Consider the following 16,046-nt stretch of genomic DNA (forward strand, 5'->3'; position numbering starts at 1 on the left):
ATGGATGAAGAAACAATATGATAGATCAAAAGAAAGAATGCGGTTGTGTATCGAACGACTTACTAATCCAGTTGATCCAAAGCAACCAGCAGCTATCAAAGACGATGGAAGCACAGAATCATTTAATGGGCCAGATCGTCGAACAGAACAACAGTCTGATGGATCGGCTTGAGACTGAGCTTGATGATGACGGCGAACCTAAGTCAGCTTATTTGGATGGGTAGATATGGCAAAGCTGCAGCGACTTCAACCCAGACTTCAAACGGTTAAAGCTAAGCGCGAAGTGATACAAACAGGGTTTCGTACTGAGTATCAAAAGATGTATGGCCATGATTGGCGCAAAGCCAGAGCCAGATTCTTGCAAAGTAATCCATTGTGTGTTTACTGCCGAGATAGATTCAACAGGGTTACAGCTGCAAGTGTTGTAGACCATATCATTCCACATAAAGGAGATAAGACTTTGTTTTGGGATGAGTTGAATTGGCAGCCATTATGCAAATATTGTCATGATTCTATCAAAGCAAAAGAAGAGATAGAACAAGGGTTTATATAGTTTTATGGCGTGATTGTTAGGCAAAATAAAAGCCTGGAATGCTTCGAACATTACAGGCTTTCTAATCAGATTTATCTATAAGGAGATAAACATGACTGCGGATAATTCTGCACGATTTGATGCATCAAGTAAATCATTTATTAAATGTGTAATTTGCAATAACCCTTTCACACCTAAGAGGCAAACCACTACTTGCTGCTCTACTCCATGCAGAGCCAAACACAAGTACCAGTTAAAAAGGGTTGAGGTGGTCAAACAGTGTATACATTGCAGTAATGACTTCATTAGAAAGCAGGGTCAATCAAAGTTCTGTTCATCATCTTGCAGAAACGCACACATAGCATTACAAGGCAAGAATGCGCGAGAGTTATTCACATCTATAGCAGAGGCACACATTAGGGTTTCCTTTTGTGTGGTATGTAATGCCTTTTGTGAGGCTCCATATCAAGGTCATATTAGGAAACTGTGCTCCAAGAGTTGCGAGAACAAGCTTGAGAGATCTACACCGCGATATAGAGCTAAAAGAGCAAGGCGTGATGCCTTAAAAAGGAATGCTTTATCTGCTGAGTCGGTTGATCCAATATCAATTCTAAGTAGAGATAATTGGCATTGTTACTTATGTGGTATACACACACCGCAAGAGCTGCGTGGAACCTATAAAAGCAACACGCCTGAAGTTGATCATGTTGTGCCCTTAAGCAAGGGTGGTTTGCATGCTAAAACCAATCTTCGTTGTGCATGCAGAAAATGCAATAGATTAAAAAGCGACAAAGTTTAGTGGGTGGAATGGTGAGACAGCGGGGGGGCTTGTTTAGTTCAAAATCCCTCGATATAAATTATCACCTGCCATCTCACTTGTAAAAAAATTTCCCTTTTCAGAAAAAGTTAACTTTTAAAGTTGAGGAATCGCAATGGCTTTAACAGCAAAAAGTAAAGCGTTTGCTCAAGCCGTTGTTGATGGTATGAGCAACAAAGATGCAGCAATATCAGCAGGATACAGTGAAAAAACTGCAATGCAGCAAGGTTCAAAACTTGCAAAACTACCTGAAGTAATCGCCTATATTGCAAAGTTAAAGGCTGACAAAAAGTTAACTTCTACAGATGAAAAGTTAACTTCTTCAAAACCAAAGCAGAGCAGCAATGTTCAAGTCGTAAAAGTTGAAAAAATAGAATCAGGTCCTGAACAGGCGCATGGTCAATTTGTTGGCCGTGATGAAATTCCAATCGGCACGTCTGAAGATCCGCTTGAATATTTAAAATCAGTCTGGATGGATAAGAAAGAAGATCCAAAACTTAGACTCGATGCTGCAAAAGCTGCAATGCCATACATTCATGGCAAGGTTGCAGAGAAAGGCAAAAAAGAAACTAAAGCTGATGAGGCTAAGGCCGCCGCTAAAGGTGGCGGCAAATTTGGAACACTGGGTTCACAGTTGAGGAGTTAAGATGCTATCTGAAGCTATTAAATCAAATGCTCCAGCAGGTGCTGAATTTTATGTGAAGCGTGATGGTTATTACTATAGGTATGACGACTACGAAGAACTTTACTATTGGTGCTCTATTTATAAGAAATGGATAGAGCTCAAGAAATACTTTCCAGAAGAATACGAATTAGAACCAATCAAATAGCCGCCCATTGAGGCGGTTTTTTAATGAGTAAAATTTATGTCAGCAATGCTCCCAGACTGGACAACCGCTTGCCCAGATTGGGAGAAGCGTATTGTTGCAAAAGAATCACTCATGCCATGTAAGCCGTTATTTCCTGAAGTAGCGGATATTGCTTTAAAGATTTTTAATGAATTAATCCTGGTCGATGTGATGGATAGCCCAAAAATGGGTGATGTCACATTGCAATGGGTATTGGATTTCGTTCAGGCAATCTTTGGTGCCTACGATCCAGTAGAAAAGAAGCGTTTAATTCGTGAATTCTTCTTACTGATTTCCAAAAAAAATACAAAGTCTACGATTGCTGCAGGAATCATGATGACTGCTTTGATCTTAAATGATCGAATGTCAGCTGAATTAATCATTCTTGCACCAACAAAAGAAGTTGCAGACAACTCGTTTAATCCGATTCGTGACTTTATTCGAGCGGATCCAGAACTGTCAGAGATGCTTAATATCTCTGAGCACACTAAGACAGTTACTCATTTGGGTACCGGTGCCACATTAAAAGTGATTGCAGCTGAAAGTAATGCTGCAGCCGGTAAAAAAGCCTCAATTATTTTGATTGATGAGATTTGGCTCTTTGGTAAACGTGCCAATGCAGAGTCAATGTTTCGTGAAGCAAAAGGTGGTTTGGCATCACGTCCCGAAGGTTGTGTGATTTATCTGTCTACCATGTCGGATGAAGTGCCATGTGGTGTGTTCAAACAACTTTTAGATTATGCCCGGGATATCCGCGACGGCATCAAAGTTAATAAACAGTTTTTACCGCTGATTTATGAGTTTCCGAAATGGATGCTTGAAGCCGGTGAACACTTAAAGATTGAAAACTTTTACATCACCAATCCAAACCTTGGTGCATCGGTTGACCTGGATTACCTGATCAATGAGTTTGAAAAGGTTAAGGATGCAGGTGAAGAATCATTAAGAGACTTTTTAGCCAAGCATTTAAACGTCGAAATCGGCATGAACCTACGTGCAAACCGTTGGGCAGGTGCTGAATATTGGCTGCAACAGTCCAAGAATTTCACTTTAAGCAAACTGATTGATCAATCAGATGTGATTACTGCCGGTATTGATGGTGGTGGTCTTGATGACTTGCTTGGATTTGCTGTACTTGGGCGACATGCAAAGAGCCGTAAATGGTGGCTTTGGAATCATGCATGGTGCTTGCGAATAGCTTTAGAGCGTCGAAAAGAGAATGCACCTAAATATTTAGACTTTGAAGTTGAGAAAAGTTTAACGATTGTGGATTCAGTAGGTCCTGATATTGATCAGCTTGCCCAATATGCCAAACAAGTTTATGACAGCGGCAAGCTCGATAAGATTGGACTGGATCCTTTGGGTCTTGGTGGTCTTTTAGATGGCTTGCTTGCTGTTGGTATACCACAAGAACAAATGATTGCTGTGGCGCAAGGGTACAAGCTCGCAGGGTACATTCAAACGACTGAACGCAAGTTAGCGGAAGGCAATTTATATCATGCAGGTCAAGACTTAATGACCTGGTGTGCCGGTAATGCTCGAATCGTGATGAAGGGTAACGGCATGATGATTTCTAAACAGGAGTCTGGCACAGCAAAGATTGACCCTTTGATTGCTACTTTTAACGCCGTGGCTTTGATGAGCTTAAATCCAGAGCCGATAAATAAAGATTACGAAATACATTTCATATAACCGCCTTAATTGGCGGTTTTTACATTTTAAGGAGAGCCTCATGTCTGCTCTACATAAAACGTTTGGCTCTGTCGAAATTAAGAGTTTAGATGAGCAAAAGCGAACCTTTAAAGGGGTTGCAAGCACACCCAATCAAGATCGTGCCAAGGATGTGATGGTGCCTAAAGGTGCTTACTTTGATTTACCAATGCCCTTGTTATTTCATCATGACCCTAAGCTTTCGGTTGGACATGTGACAAGTGCAAAAGTCACAGCAAACGGTATTGAGGTTGAGATCCACATTCCTGAAATTGAGGAAGAAGGCGACTTAAAGCGCGAAGTTGATAAGGCTTACCAGTCATTGAAATATAGCCTTGTAAAAGGTCTATCCGTTGGGTTTATCCCGAATTGGGATGAAGCGGAAATGATTAAAGGTGGCGGTGTCCAATTTAACTCATGGGAATGGTACGAGCTTTCATTGGTGACTATCCCTTGTAACCGTGAATCAGAAACAGAATTTTCAAAAGCATTTGAGGCACACAAAGCCGCGTTGGGCGAAAAACCTCGAGACGTTCCAGGTGGCGATTCATCTGAACAAAAACACGTAGTCGTTAAATTAAATTGCCCAACAAAGGGTGGAGTGAAATTATGAAAGAGTATTTAGCGAAGTTGCTTAAAGCATTGGCTGAAAAAAACCAAGCAATGCAAACAGCATTATCTAAATCAGCAGCAGCTGGTAGTACGCCTGACGAAGCTACTGAAACTGAAATTCAAGCAATTGAAAAAGATATTTCAGCGATTGAAGTCAATATTGAACGTACTAAAAAGCAAATTGCTGCGGTAGAAGCAGCGGCAAAAACCGCAACTCCTGCCGCTGGTCAGACTGCTGAAGAAGCTAAAAAATCAGCTGAAGGCAACCCAGATCCTGAAGGTAAAAAGCCGAAAATTGAAATTGTGCCACTCGCTAAAGGTGTCGGCTTTGCACAATATGCACGTGCAAAAATTTGCTCTCAACTGGATGCAAAAGAAAGCCGCTATATTTCCCCACTCGATAAAGCTAAAGAGCTGGGATTTGGTGATGAAGTTCAAGACCTTATTGCAAAAGCAACTTTGGGTACCACAACTGATGGTGGTTTTGCATCAAAGTTAGTAGCTGAAAACCGTTTAGTTGGTGAATTTGTTGACATGCTTCGTGCTGCAACTGTATTTGATCAGCTTTCTGGTTTCCGTGCAGTACCGTTTAATTCGAAAATTCCTAGCCAGTTAACTGGTGGTACCGCTTCATGGGTAGGTGAAGGTGCAGCGAAACCTTTAACTAATCCAACTTATGGTGAAGTGGAAATCAAAGAGCATAAGCTTGCTGCTATCACGGTTTACACTCAAGAATTAATGCGTCGTTCTGATCCTGCAGTCGATGTGCTTGTTCGTGATGATTTGATTGAAGCGTCAAAAACTTTGATTGATAGCACTTTCCTTGATGCGGTTGCAGCAAGCGCGGTTCGCCCTGCAGGTGTTTTGAATGCCGTAGTTGCTACTGCTAACACTGGCATCACGGCAGCAGCATACGAAGCCGATTTGATGGCATTAATCAATAGCTTCGTAACTGCAAACCTTTCTCTTGATGGTGCATATCTCATCATGTCAGAAACACGCGCAGCGCAAATCAGCTTATTGCGTGATGCATTAGGAAATACCTATTTCCAAGGCATGTCATTGCGTGGTGAACGCACGCTGATGGGTATTCCTGTAATCACATCGCAGACGGTTGGCAATAAGATCATTCTTGTGAAGACCTCTGAAATCTTGCTTGCGCAGGATGGTGGTGTGGATGTGTCTTACTCTGACCAAGCAACCTTGGTCGATGGCGGTACAACTCACCACTTATGGCAAGAAAATAAATTTGCAGTACGTGTAGAGAAGTTCATCACTTGGTCAAAACGTCGTCCAGTTGCTGCAGCATTCTTAGATTACACACCAGCAGGTTAATCTAAAAAAAACAGCTCCTTAATTGGGGCTGTTTTTATATCTAAGCAACCTAAATTGTTTAGCTATGAGAACAGTCTTATGAAGATTAAATATTTAAAACAGGCACCCCAAGGAATGCCAGGTGATGTATCAGAAGTACCAGATCTACAGGCAAATATTCTAATTAAATTGAAGTTTGCTGAACCTGTTGATGATGGTCCACTCATTGAATTTTTGAAAAATTTAAACGGTACTTCGGTTGTTGATGATTTTGGGAGTTTGGTTGAGGTTCAAAAGGCCGATATTGGACTTGAAGCTATTGCTCAAGAACAAATTCAGAAAGCAAAACCAATTAAACCCAAACAAACACGTGCAAGCAAAGCAAAATAAGGCGGTAAATAATGGGCATTTTTGGCAATTTATTTAAGAAAAAATCGCTTCAAGGTGTCCAATCTGGTGGCGGGTGGAGATCTATTTTTGTTCAAGAGCCTTATTCTGGTGCTTGGCAAAAAAATGATGAATTAACACGTGAAGATGTAACTGCACACCATGCTGTTTTTGCTTGTGTATCTTTAATTTCACAAGATATTGGCAAGATGCCGATTCAATTAAAGAAGCGTGAAAAAGGTGTACTTGTTAACGCAGATATACCAAGCAAATTCAGAGTATTAAAGAAACCGAACCGCTTTCAGATCTGGCAACAGTTCAGTGAAAATTGGACTACATCACTTTTGCTTCGTGGAAATACTTATGTCCTAAAACGCCGTGATATTTTTGGTGAAGTGGCTGAGCTGGTAGTTTTAAATCCGGATATGTGTAAGCCGTTGATTGATGATAATGGGAATGTGTTTTACCAGCTGGGTAATGATCGTTTAACACAAACTGATTCAGTCATTGTGCCAGCATCTGAAATTATTCATGATCGTATTAATTGCTTTTACCATCCATTGGTAGGTCTAACACCAATTATGGCGTGTTCACTGGCAGCAGGTCTGGGTATTGAGATTCAAAAAGGCTCACGTAACCTTTTTAGAAATAATAGCCGACCATCTGGACTATTAACTGCACCAGGGCCAATTTCCAAAGAAAATGCTGAGGATGCGCAAGCACGATGGAATGCAAATTATTCTGGTAGCAATTTAGGGAAAACAGCAATCCTTGGCGACGGCATGACATTTAGCACCATTGCAGTAAATGCTGATGATGCTCAGCTCATCGAGCAATTAAAAATGACAGCTGAAGTTATTTGCTCGGTCTTCCATGTGCCATTGTTTAAAGTTGGTTTAGGGCCTACACCTACAGGTAAAATTTCAGATTTAAATGAAATTTACTATTCTGATTGTTTGCAAAGCCCCATCGAAGCGCGTGAAAATTTGTTAGATGACGGATTAGAGCTTAAAGAAAGTGGTGTTGAGGCTTTCTTGGATATTAATGTGCTGATTCGTATGGATTCAACCTCACAAATGGCACGTTTAAAAGAAGGTGTAGGTGCCGCAATTTTAACGCCAAATGAAGCACGGGTAGAGGTTGGTTTATTGCCAATACCTGGTGGCGATACTGTTTATATGCAGCAGCAAAATTACTCACTTGCAGCATTAGCTAAACGTGATCAAAAAGAAGATCCATTTAACACTAATTCAGCACCAAAAACAGAGCCAAAACCTACTGAGGCAGACTCGAAAAGCTTATATAAAGGCGTTTTTAAATCTGAAAATCAGTACGAAATTGGGCAGTTTGTCACTAAAAATGGCTCACTTTGGCATGTGGAAAAAGCTCATTTAGGTGAGTTTGATCATGAAAACTTTAAATTGGTGCAAAAGAAATGGGGTGAGTCATGAGCATAGTTACTTTGCCAGAGGTTAAAGAGCATTTGCGTTATGACACTGACGATAATGATGCAACCTTGAGTATTTATATTAAAGCCGCTGAAAATGCGGTTTTAAATTATGTAACGGATACGTTTGAAAACAATGTTTATCCCGATGTGGTAAAGCATGCAGTATTGCTTATGGTGGGTATGTTTGATACCGATCGAGAGCCAAGCAAGGAATCAGTTATTACCGACAATTATTTGCCGGCACCAGTTCGAGCTTTGCTTTATCCATATCGCACACCAACGGCTATATAGGTGATTTATGAAATGGCTAAAACAATTTTTTAAAAGTGGTTGTGATTGTTGGGCATGTAAGAATATTCGTGCAGGCGGGGGCTATCAACCTTGCCACAACATTAAAAAAACAGGTGAACCTAAAGCGCCACCACGAAAACGATAGGTGATTTATGCAATCAGGAAAATTACCCCATCGAATCACCATCGAATACGAAACGGAAGGTGAGCAAGATAAGGTCACAGGATATGTGCCTACCATCTGGGCTGAGTTCGCCAAAGTTTGGGGAAAGCTCGAAGCCTTATCCACAAAAGATCAGCTTCAAGCTCAAGCCATTAATTCAACCATGACAGCACGTTGCCGTATTCGATACAGCACAAAAGCAAGTCAGATTGATTCAACCATGCGTGTGTTATTCCGTGGCAAGTATTGGAAGATTGACGGTGATCCGATTCCAGATAATGAAAGTGGTCTTGAATGGCTTACTTTGAATTTAGCTGAAGGTGAAGCGGAATGACAGTCGAACTAAATATTCAAGGCATGGATCAGTTAAAACGCAAGCTTGATCAGCTTTCAAATCCCAAAAAAACCAAGCAAATTGCACGCAAAGCAGGTCGGCAAGCCATGAACCTTGTCCGTGATGCTGCACGAACAAATGCCAAAGCGATCGATGATCCTGAAACACGCGAAATGATTCATAAAAATATTGTGACTCAAGGCGGCAAAAGCCGAAATTCGAATGAGATTGTTATTCGGGTTGGTATGAGAGGTGGGGCAGCAATGAATCAGCACTCTAACCGAGCGGCATTATCAGGATTGTCGGGTGGAAACACCACATATTGGAGGATGCCTGAGTTTGGTAATTCACATCAGGCAGCCACACCATTCATGCGCCCAGCTCTATCTCAGAATATTAATCTGGCTACAGCTAAGTTTGTTCAAGTATTTGATGCTGAAATTACAAAAGCATTAAGCGGGGCACTATGACAGCACCTATTTTTATGTTGCTCGATGCAAGCGATGAAGTTAAATCCTTTTTAAAAAAAGGAAATGAGTCGCTTCGGGCTTATGAGTTTGGTTTAGCAAAAGACAAACCAACCACGCCGTATTTAGTTTGGCAGGATATCTCGGGGATTCCGCAGAACCATTTAGATTGCCCAGCAAATACTGACCATTTAACAATTCAAATAGATATTTACACCACGGATCCTACTCAGCTTTCTTTGATAAAAGAGGCGGTACGAAAGGCTCTTGAGGTTGATAACTCATGCACAGTGACAAGTTTGCGAGGCAATGAGCGAGAGCCTGAGACAAAGCTTTATCGAACTGGTTTTGATAGCAATTGGTTTGTAGATCGGTGATATAATGTGAGACCTTGAACCAAAAAAAATGGATGGATTAGAGTGGAAATAAATGAAGTCACCGCCAAGCAAATACAAGAAGGATTTAGAAAGGTTGCGGAATCATATCCAACAGCGGAACAAGCCGCGGCTAATTTGCGTAATGCCTTAAAGAGTCAATCACCATATTTTCAGGAATTTGCGATCCAAAAAGAAATAGGTCGCATGAGTGCAGTTCGTGATTTCTTAAATAAATTCAAATCTTAATGTTATCAATTAAACCCCAACTGCCTACATAGCGGTTTTTTATTACCTAAATTTTCACATAGCACCCAACCGGGTGCTTTTTTTATGCCAAAAATTTGAGGAGTAGCTACTCATGGCGAAAAAAGGCGTTTTATCAAACGGTACAGCAGTATGGATTGTCCATGGTACTGCCCCAACATTAACAAAAATGGGTTGTATTAAAGCTTTAGCTCTTGGTGATGATAGTGCCAGTGAAGTTGATACAACATGCCTAGAAGAAACAAGCACTAAAACCTCTGAATTTGGTCTAAGTACACCAGGCGAAGGTTCAATTCAAATTGATACCGATCCTAAAAACTTATCACACATGACTTTATTGCAGCTTGCTGCTGATAAGGAAAAAGTAATGGTGTATGTAGGTTGGTCTGATGGTATTGCAGAGCCGACATTAACCGGAAGCGATATTACATTGCCTACGACTCGCACATGGTCGAGCTTTGAAGCAATTCTTCGCAAAGGTCCGCCGGTATTTGCGGTTGATGCAATGGTAAACCACACAATTCCTATGAAGCGTCAAACTGAAGTAACTGAAGAATTCAAGGTGGCTCCATAATGGCTAAATTAACTTTAGATAAAGCAAAAAAAGCAGTCGGGATTGGTAGTCTTGTTGAGAAAACTATTAAGTTCCGCCATGTCGATGGCAATCCATTTGAAGGTGAAATTTTTATTAAGGTTTTATCTTCTGAAGAAGTGGCTAATATCACAGATATTTTGAAGCTTAAAAAAGACGAAAAATATACTATCGATCAATATCGTGCTGCAATGCTAGTCCAAGCTGTTTTTGAAGGTAAAGACAAGCCATTTTTCCCTGACCTGGAAAGCACTGGTCAGATCTCTGATGAGATGAAAGTCGCTATGTATTTGGTTGCAGATGAAGTAATCAACTTCACGGGAAAGCATTGGCTCTTGATGAAGAGTCAGAATTCTACTGCGAACTCGTCAGCTGCGGAATCGGTGGAAGCACCATTGCAGAAGCAAGAAGAAACCTAAGTAATACTGAACTTCAAACATGGAAAGCCTTTCGTCAAAAGAGAGGTTCTTTGTTTCTTGGTAGGCGTATTGAGCAGGGTTTCGGTAACTTGATGGCGCATTACACGCGGTTTAAAGTTGGAGAGGGTACCGAGGTTGATGCTTATAATTTTATGCCCCATGAAGAAGTTCAGGAATTGACTTTTGAAGAACAAAGAATGAAAGATATTAAAAAGAAATCATCCTAGGTTGGTTTCTTTTTGTTCATAAAATTAGTATGTTATCAACTTAACTAAAAGGGGATAACATGAAACAATTATTAATAATCACAACTTTATCTTTAATTTCATCTTTATCCTTTGCTGCTAAGCCAATAGTTCTTCAGCCTGGTGAGCCGTTACCACTGGATGCTAAGATTGCAAATGCGCAACAAAACCCATATGAATCGCACAATACAAATACATTGAATAATTTATCACTAGCTGCAGGTTATGCTGGTTCAAAAATAGGTTCTAATGAATTTGGTGGCGATGAAAGATTTAATGGATTCTTTTTAAATGCATCAACTTCGATAGATCCTAAAGCTAATATTTTTGCTGAATATGCTTATCAAGAAGCATCAGACATGGATTTTAGTGAGTTATCTATTGGTCTGCAGTATAAGATTTTGGAAGATAATCAGACTTATGCATCGTTGGGTTTTGGTGTTGGTTATGCATGGCTTGATGAGAGCGCGGAAGGCGTTTCACTAGAGCTTAAATACGTAACACTACCAGTCAATTTTGAGCTTGGCTACAAGATAAATCCGAACGTTGATGTGTTTGGAAACGTTGGTTATAAATGGTTTTTTAATAGAGATGCTGAAGCATGTATTGGAAACACCTGTGCTTCAGGAAGTAGTTCGGATTTAGATATAGATGGCGTAACTTACAAAGCCGGACTTCGATATAACTTCTAAAACAAGCCTCCTCCGGGAGGTTTCTTTTTATGCGTTAAATTAGTATCTTGTTCTAAATTAAGAATTTGGGGTTGGTATGAAAGGATTGTGTTTGTGTCTTGTGGTGGTGATGTTGTTGGGCGCGTGCAGTCAAGGCAACTCCATAAAAAGCGAATCAAATAAGCAAAATGAAGAAGCGTGCGCATCCCTAGCGAAGTTTGCTGAAAGAACCATGCGATCTCGACAAGCAAACATCTTAATGGATGTCACTTTTAAAGAAGTGGATTCAAATTCTAATGTACCAGAAGACTCAAAGGTATTATTAAAAAATATCATTTTGGATGCATATAAGCAGCCTGTATTCACTGATCAGTCTTTTAAGGATCGACAGATAGCTGATTTTACAAATGATACGCATCTAAAGTGTCTAGAAGTCATGAAATAAAATATTTAATTCACCAAACCCCGCAAAAGCGGGGTTTTTTATTGCCTGAGGTTTTGTATGAGCACTAAACTTGGAACATTAACTTTAGATTTAATTGCCAAGATTGGCAGCTTCACTGGACCTATAAAAGAAGCAGAAAAACAAACAAAAGCCAGTTTTGAAAACATGCGCAAGCACGTTAATACTTATGGTGCGATTGCAGTAGCGGGGGCTGCTGCTGTCGGTGCCGGTGTTTTTGCGATGGCTAATGAGTACGCCAATGCTGCGCGTGAATTACAGACCTTTGCTTCAATATCAAACACCACCACACAAGAATTCCAAAGGATGGCTGTTGGCGCCCAGACCATGGGTATTAGTCAAGAGAAGCTATCTGATCAACTCAAAGATTTTAACGAAAAACTGGGCGAATTTATTACGATTGGCTCAGGTGGTGCGGTAGATTTTTTTGAACAGATCGCAACTAAAACCGAGGGTTCTGCAGAAGGTGCAAGAAAGTTAGCACTAGAAATGCAAAATCTTTCAGGGCCTAAGGCACTTCAACTGTATGTAGATAAATTAGAAGAAGCGGGCGTAACCCAGCAACAGATGTCTTTTTATCTTGAGAGTATGGCATCTGATACAACCAACCTTATTCCGCTTTTAAAAGATGGCGGTAAAGGATTTGAGTATTGGGCTGATGCTGCGGAACGTGCTGGCGTGATTATGGATGAGTCAGCAATTGCAAAGGCTGCCGAATTGCGTGTTCAAATGGATTTGCTTAACTTGCAAGTTGAAGGTGCAAAAAATCAATTCATTCGGGGGTTAATGCCTGCGCTGGTATCTGTTGGGGACGGCATGTCTAACGCAGCAACCGAAACAAACTTAATGGCCGATGCAGGTGAAACACTCGGCGAAGTATTTAAGGGTGTGGCTGCAACAGGTATGGGTGTTTATGCAGTTGTTAAAATGCTATCCAATGCAATTGCGGGGCTATCTTTTGATGCTGTTAATGCAAAGAAAACTATAGATCTTGCGGCAGAAAAAGGTACTTGGGCTGATAAATTGCCTGGTGTTAAATTTGCTAAAACAGCCATCTTTGGTGCGACTATGGCGACGGCGCCCAATAGTGGTGTCGCCATGGCAGCTCAAGACAATGCCAAGGTTGCTGATGATGTTGCTAACTCAATTAACAGGATTTATAGCAATGCTGTTAATCAATCCACTGCTGCAATGGCTAAAATTCAAGGTAGTCAGGCTGGTGTAACCAAGGGTTCTGATGAATGGATTAAAAAGCAAAATCAGGCAGCAAAGGCAGCATCAGGGGTAAATAAAGCACTGCAAGAACAAAACCGATTACTTGAACAGCAAAAGCGTGATCGTGAGCAAATATCTAAGGCATATGCTTCTGATTTCCAAAATATGGTTTGGGATGAAAAAGAGCAGCAGGATTTAGTGAAAGGTTCGGGTTTTAGTGCTTCAGATCAAACCAAGTACCTAGCTTTGATTCAAAAGCGATTTGATGCTGAAAACGCTGAATACTTTAAAGCCTTAAATCTAGAATTTAATCAGTACAAATGGTCAGAAGAAAAGAAACTTGAATACACGTATCAGATGGATCGAGAGATTGCGGAAAATGACGTAAAGATTGCTGATGAAGTACGAGAGACGAAACTCAAGTTTCTTGATGAGCAATATGCTTATCAAAAGAAAGAATTAGAAATAAGCCAAGCTAAAGAGCTTCTTCAGACTAAGCGCAATTGGATGACCGCAGGAGAGTATGCGCAGGAATATTATGCTTTAGTGCGTGAAGAAATTCTAAACACTCCATCTTACTCACCCGAAATGAAGCAAGCTCTTGTTAAAGAGGCTAATTTAAGTCAGGGTATGGATCAAAACGCTGAGCGCGAGCAGGTTTGGGGCGACTACAAATCCATGATGGGTTTGGATGAATCCCCATACCAGCAAGATATGGATTTGCTTGCTGAAGCACGCGCCCAAATGTTGATTACTGAGGAGTTGTATCAGCAACAAAGACTCGGTATGCAGTTGAAGTATGGCTCACAGTATGGTTCTGATTTCGCTGGAATGATGATGGGCTTAGTTGACCAATCAAGTTCAGCTTATGCGATTCTTTATGGTGTGCAAAAAGGATTTAACTTAGCTTCAGCAATCATGAATGGATATACAGCTATTTCAGCAGCATGGGCATCAGCGCCGTTTCCATATAATTTACCTGCTGTTGCTGTGGCAACCATGGAAACAGGGGTGCTTCAAGCTGCAATTTCCGCCGTAAGTCCAGTTGGTATGGCTCACGACGGTATAGACAATATTCCAAAAGAAGGCACTTGGCTTTTAGATGGTGGTGAGCGTGTTTTAAATCCAAACCAAAACAAAGACCTTACCAACTATTTAAGCCAAGCGCAGTCAAATAGCGGGCAACAATCTCAAGTAAATCTGAATCCAAACTTTGTGATTGTGGATGAGCGTGAAAAACTCGGTGATTACTTGTATGGCGCAGATGGCAAGAAAGCCTTTGTGAAATTCTTTAAGCAGAATCGCAGAGAATTAGGACTTGCATAAGCTCACTTCGGTGGGTTTTCTTTTATGAGGACAAAATGAAAATACAAACATCACAGTTTGGCGAGGTGCATGTATTAACAAATTGCCCTCTGATTAATTCCACTGAGCGCTTAGAGTGGATGACTGAAGTTCACGAGTCATTCGATGGCAGTGAAGACCGCTATCAACTTCGTGACACACCTCGCCAGATCCTAAGCTTTAACTACACTCAGATGCGTAAAGAAATGGGTGATATGTTTCACATGCTGTCTGCAAATTTGCGTGGGCAATGGGGCATTCCACTTAAGCAGGTTAAGCGAGTCATTCCAGATGTGGTAGATGATGATTACATCATTCTCGAAACAAATAGCACCATAGCCGACCTTAGAGTCGGTTTTGCTTTTATTGAGAGCAAGGAAGGTGGTCAGGTTGTAGAGATTATTGAACGTGGTCGCTACATCATTATTCAGGAAGAAATTAGAGACCCTGAAACAGATGAAATCACCCAGCCTTTAATCACTGAATACCAGGATGGCTTCCGGTTAAAAGAAAATATCACCGCAACCAATGCGGTAATGATGCCGCTACGGATCTGTATTATTGATGGCGATGCTTCGATTAATGCCGGTGGCTTCTGGTCCAATGCTTCAATGGTATTTCGTGTACTGGCTGAGGATTTACCAGAACATGCCGGTGATGCACCGGAACAATATAAAGACCAGGATATTTACTTTAAACCGTTGCTGCTGGATGGTGATTCTATTGAAATCAGCATGAGCCAGCATCAAAACATGGTGGATAACGGTATTGGTGGATTTCAGTCATTTACCCATCATGCCAAAGCAAAACAGTCCAAGCCGTTTAAATCACTGATTAAAAGTTGGGATAAGTTTCAGGAATTTAGGCGATTCCTGTTCCGTCGCGGTGGTCGCTATCGTCCATTTTGGTTGCCGCTTTATGAGCGACATCTCAATATTTTAAATACTGGGAATATCACCACCAGCTTAAGCACAAATACAAAATATCTGCTTGAGGCAAATCGTAATTACCTTGCAGTAAAGCGAAAAGATGGCACCTGGACAGCGCATGAAATTACAGCGAAAACAGGTGGTTCATTAACAGTTTCCCCGACAATTGATGCTCATCGAAATAACATTGAAAACATCTGCTACATGGGGCTTTATCGCTTCGATGCTGATCAGATCGAATTTCAGTTTTTGGGTGCCGGTATTTCACAAGTCACTATCCCTATTTTGGAGTTAGAAAGCTAATGGATATTCGTGTAGAGCTTTACCAGTTCAAGCATGGGGATAAGGCTTGGTATTTCACCAATCACCGTAAAGATGTCACGCACAACGGCATTACATATAAATCAGTTTGTGGCTTGGATCGTGACTCAATTGAAGATGCCGACATTGATAAGTGTGAAATTGAAGTCACTTTTCCACAAAGCACTTTAAGAAATGAAGCGGGTGATAGCTTCACAAGCGTATTCCTGAACAAGATTTACTTTGAGTCAGTTTATTTAACTGTGCTTGAGCTTGAGAAAAACGAAACGCTAGTTCTATTT

At 40.9% G+C, this 16,046-nt stretch carries 22 protein-coding genes and 1 pseudogene; all 23 read left to right on the plus strand.

Features of this window, described 5'->3' with window-relative positions; genetic code table 11:
* Positions 1-17: 17 nt before the first annotated feature.
* Positions 18-224: a hypothetical protein gene (locus B9T23_RS13770; protein WP_086194530.1), complete on the plus strand. Its 207-nt coding sequence runs from the start codon at positions 18-20 to the stop codon at positions 222-224.
* A 2-nt stretch (positions 225-226) separates the two neighbouring features.
* Positions 227-553, plus strand: coding sequence for an HNH endonuclease (locus tag B9T23_RS13775; protein ID WP_086194531.1), 327 nt, complete (start codon positions 227-229; stop codon positions 551-553).
* 91 nt (positions 554-644) lie between these two features.
* Positions 645-1,331, plus strand: a complete 687-nt coding sequence (locus B9T23_RS17245; RefSeq protein WP_086194532.1) for an HNH endonuclease — start codon at positions 645-647, stop codon at positions 1,329-1,331.
* A gap of 133 nt (positions 1,332-1,464) precedes the next feature.
* On the plus strand, positions 1,465-1,995 hold the full coding sequence (locus tag B9T23_RS13785) for a terminase small subunit (RefSeq protein WP_086194533.1): 531 nt from the start codon (positions 1,465-1,467) through the stop codon (positions 1,993-1,995).
* A gap of 1 nt (position 1,996) precedes the next feature.
* Positions 1,997-2,179 carry a hypothetical protein gene (locus B9T23_RS13790; RefSeq protein WP_086194534.1) on the plus strand — a complete coding sequence of 61 codons (183 nt, stop codon included), beginning with the start codon at positions 1,997-1,999 and terminating at the stop codon, positions 2,177-2,179.
* Between the two features lie 36 nt (positions 2,180-2,215).
* Entirely contained in the window at positions 2,216-3,889 is a 1,674-nt protein-coding gene (locus B9T23_RS13795; RefSeq protein WP_086194535.1) for a terminase large subunit, read from the plus strand.
* A gap of 40 nt (positions 3,890-3,929) precedes the next feature.
* Positions 3,930-4,520, plus strand: a complete 591-nt coding sequence (locus B9T23_RS13800; protein ID WP_086194536.1) for an HK97 family phage prohead protease — start codon at positions 3,930-3,932, stop codon at positions 4,518-4,520.
* A complete protein-coding gene (locus B9T23_RS13805) occupies positions 4,517-5,854 on the plus strand; it encodes a phage major capsid protein (protein WP_086194537.1) in 1,338 nt (445 codons plus the stop codon). The genes B9T23_RS13800 and B9T23_RS13805 overlap by 4 nt, the downstream gene beginning before the upstream one ends.
* A gap of 78 nt (positions 5,855-5,932) precedes the next feature.
* Positions 5,933-6,223: a hypothetical protein gene (locus tag B9T23_RS13810; RefSeq protein WP_086194538.1), complete on the plus strand. Its 291-nt coding sequence runs from the start codon at positions 5,933-5,935 to the stop codon at positions 6,221-6,223.
* An 11-nt stretch (positions 6,224-6,234) separates the two neighbouring features.
* A complete protein-coding gene (locus tag B9T23_RS13815) occupies positions 6,235-7,671 on the plus strand; it encodes a phage portal protein (RefSeq protein WP_086194539.1) in 1,437 nt (478 codons plus the stop codon).
* A complete protein-coding gene (locus B9T23_RS13820; protein WP_086194540.1) occupies positions 7,668-7,961 on the plus strand; it encodes a head-tail connector protein in 294 nt (97 codons plus the stop codon). Before B9T23_RS13815 ends, B9T23_RS13820 begins: the two co-directional genes overlap by 4 nt.
* 152 nt (positions 7,962-8,113) lie before the next feature.
* The gene (locus B9T23_RS13825) at positions 8,114-8,458 is read left to right on the plus strand and encodes a phage head closure protein (protein ID WP_086194541.1); all 345 of its coding nucleotides are present in this window, start codon (positions 8,114-8,116) and stop codon (positions 8,456-8,458) included.
* Positions 8,455-8,928, plus strand: a complete 474-nt coding sequence (locus B9T23_RS13830; protein WP_086194542.1) for an HK97-gp10 family putative phage morphogenesis protein — start codon at positions 8,455-8,457, stop codon at positions 8,926-8,928. Before B9T23_RS13825 ends, B9T23_RS13830 begins: the two co-directional genes overlap by 4 nt.
* Positions 8,925-9,302, plus strand: coding sequence for a tail completion protein gp17 (gene gp17 / locus B9T23_RS13835; RefSeq protein ID WP_086194543.1), 378 nt, complete (start codon positions 8,925-8,927; stop codon positions 9,300-9,302). Before B9T23_RS13830 ends, gp17 begins: the two co-directional genes overlap by 4 nt.
* A gap of 42 nt (positions 9,303-9,344) precedes the next feature.
* Entirely contained in the window at positions 9,345-9,548 is a 204-nt protein-coding gene (locus B9T23_RS13840; RefSeq protein WP_086194544.1) for a hypothetical protein, read from the plus strand.
* Positions 9,549-9,660: 112 nt separating this feature from the next.
* Entirely contained in the window at positions 9,661-10,140 is a 480-nt protein-coding gene (locus B9T23_RS13845; RefSeq protein WP_086194545.1) for a phage tail tube protein, read from the plus strand.
* Positions 10,140-10,577 carry a phage tail assembly chaperone family protein, TAC gene (locus tag B9T23_RS13850; protein WP_086194546.1) on the plus strand — a complete coding sequence of 146 codons (438 nt, stop codon included), beginning with the start codon at positions 10,140-10,142 and terminating at the stop codon, positions 10,575-10,577. The genes B9T23_RS13845 and B9T23_RS13850 overlap by 1 nt, the downstream gene beginning before the upstream one ends.
* A gap of 50 nt (positions 10,578-10,627) precedes the next feature.
* A complete protein-coding gene (locus B9T23_RS13855; protein ID WP_228145934.1) occupies positions 10,628-10,804 on the plus strand; it encodes a hypothetical protein in 177 nt (58 codons plus the stop codon).
* A gap of 59 nt (positions 10,805-10,863) precedes the next feature.
* Positions 10,864-11,514 (plus strand): porin family protein, encoded by a 651-nt coding sequence (locus tag B9T23_RS13860; RefSeq protein WP_086194547.1) that lies wholly within the window; start codon positions 10,864-10,866, stop codon positions 11,512-11,514.
* 76 nt (positions 11,515-11,590) lie between these two features.
* Positions 11,591-11,938, plus strand: a complete 348-nt coding sequence (locus B9T23_RS13865) for a hypothetical protein (RefSeq protein ID WP_086194548.1) — start codon at positions 11,591-11,593, stop codon at positions 11,936-11,938.
* Between the two features lie 57 nt (positions 11,939-11,995).
* Positions 11,996-14,497, plus strand: a complete 2,502-nt coding sequence (locus B9T23_RS13870) for a phage tail tape measure protein (protein ID WP_086194549.1) — start codon at positions 11,996-11,998, stop codon at positions 14,495-14,497.
* 35 nt (positions 14,498-14,532) lie between these two features.
* A complete protein-coding gene (locus tag B9T23_RS13875; protein ID WP_086194550.1) occupies positions 14,533-15,747 on the plus strand; it encodes a hypothetical protein in 1,215 nt (404 codons plus the stop codon).
* Positions 15,747-16,046, plus strand: a pseudogene (locus tag B9T23_RS13880) (DUF2163 domain-containing protein); the annotation flags it as partial. The gene B9T23_RS13875 and the pseudogene B9T23_RS13880, both read left to right, overlap by 1 nt.

The organism is Acinetobacter terrae (assembly GCF_002135195.1).
GTDB classification, from domain to species: Bacteria; Pseudomonadota; Gammaproteobacteria; order Pseudomonadales; family Moraxellaceae; genus Acinetobacter; species Acinetobacter terrae.

Bases quoted from the DNA above. Each gene is read 5' to 3' on its own strand.
- B9T23_RS13770 (WP_086194530.1), top strand. From the start codon at position 18: ATGATAGATCAAAAGAAAGAATGCGGTTGTGTATCGAACGACTTACTA.
- B9T23_RS13775 (WP_086194531.1), top strand. From the start codon at position 227: ATGGCAAAGCTGCAGCGACTTCAACCCAGACTTCAAACGGTTAAAGCT.
- B9T23_RS17245 (WP_086194532.1), top strand. From the start codon at position 645: ATGACTGCGGATAATTCTGCACGATTTGATGCATCAAGTAAATCATTT.
- B9T23_RS13785 (WP_086194533.1), top strand. From the start codon at position 1,465: ATGGCTTTAACAGCAAAAAGTAAAGCGTTTGCTCAAGCCGTTGTTGAT.
- B9T23_RS13790 (WP_086194534.1), top strand. From the start codon at position 1,997: ATGCTATCTGAAGCTATTAAATCAAATGCTCCAGCAGGTGCTGAATTT.
- B9T23_RS13795 (WP_086194535.1), top strand. From the start codon at position 2,216: ATGTCAGCAATGCTCCCAGACTGGACAACCGCTTGCCCAGATTGGGAG.
- B9T23_RS13800 (WP_086194536.1), top strand. From the start codon at position 3,930: ATGTCTGCTCTACATAAAACGTTTGGCTCTGTCGAAATTAAGAGTTTA.
- B9T23_RS13805 (WP_086194537.1), top strand. From the start codon at position 4,517: ATGAAAGAGTATTTAGCGAAGTTGCTTAAAGCATTGGCTGAAAAAAAC.
- B9T23_RS13810 (WP_086194538.1), top strand. From the start codon at position 5,933: ATGAAGATTAAATATTTAAAACAGGCACCCCAAGGAATGCCAGGTGAT.
- B9T23_RS13815 (WP_086194539.1), top strand. From the start codon at position 6,235: ATGGGCATTTTTGGCAATTTATTTAAGAAAAAATCGCTTCAAGGTGTC.
- B9T23_RS13820 (WP_086194540.1), top strand. From the start codon at position 7,668: ATGAGCATAGTTACTTTGCCAGAGGTTAAAGAGCATTTGCGTTATGAC.
- B9T23_RS13825 (WP_086194541.1), top strand. From the start codon at position 8,114: ATGCAATCAGGAAAATTACCCCATCGAATCACCATCGAATACGAAACG.
- B9T23_RS13830 (WP_086194542.1), top strand. From the start codon at position 8,455: ATGACAGTCGAACTAAATATTCAAGGCATGGATCAGTTAAAACGCAAG.
- gp17 (WP_086194543.1), top strand. From the start codon at position 8,925: ATGACAGCACCTATTTTTATGTTGCTCGATGCAAGCGATGAAGTTAAA.
- B9T23_RS13845 (WP_086194545.1), top strand. From the start codon at position 9,661: ATGGCGAAAAAAGGCGTTTTATCAAACGGTACAGCAGTATGGATTGTC.
- B9T23_RS13850 (WP_086194546.1), top strand. From the start codon at position 10,140: ATGGCTAAATTAACTTTAGATAAAGCAAAAAAAGCAGTCGGGATTGGT.
- B9T23_RS13860 (WP_086194547.1), top strand. From the start codon at position 10,864: ATGAAACAATTATTAATAATCACAACTTTATCTTTAATTTCATCTTTA.
- B9T23_RS13865 (WP_086194548.1), top strand. From the start codon at position 11,591: ATGAAAGGATTGTGTTTGTGTCTTGTGGTGGTGATGTTGTTGGGCGCG.
- B9T23_RS13870 (WP_086194549.1), top strand. From the start codon at position 11,996: ATGAGCACTAAACTTGGAACATTAACTTTAGATTTAATTGCCAAGATT.
- B9T23_RS13875 (WP_086194550.1), top strand. From the start codon at position 14,533: ATGAAAATACAAACATCACAGTTTGGCGAGGTGCATGTATTAACAAAT.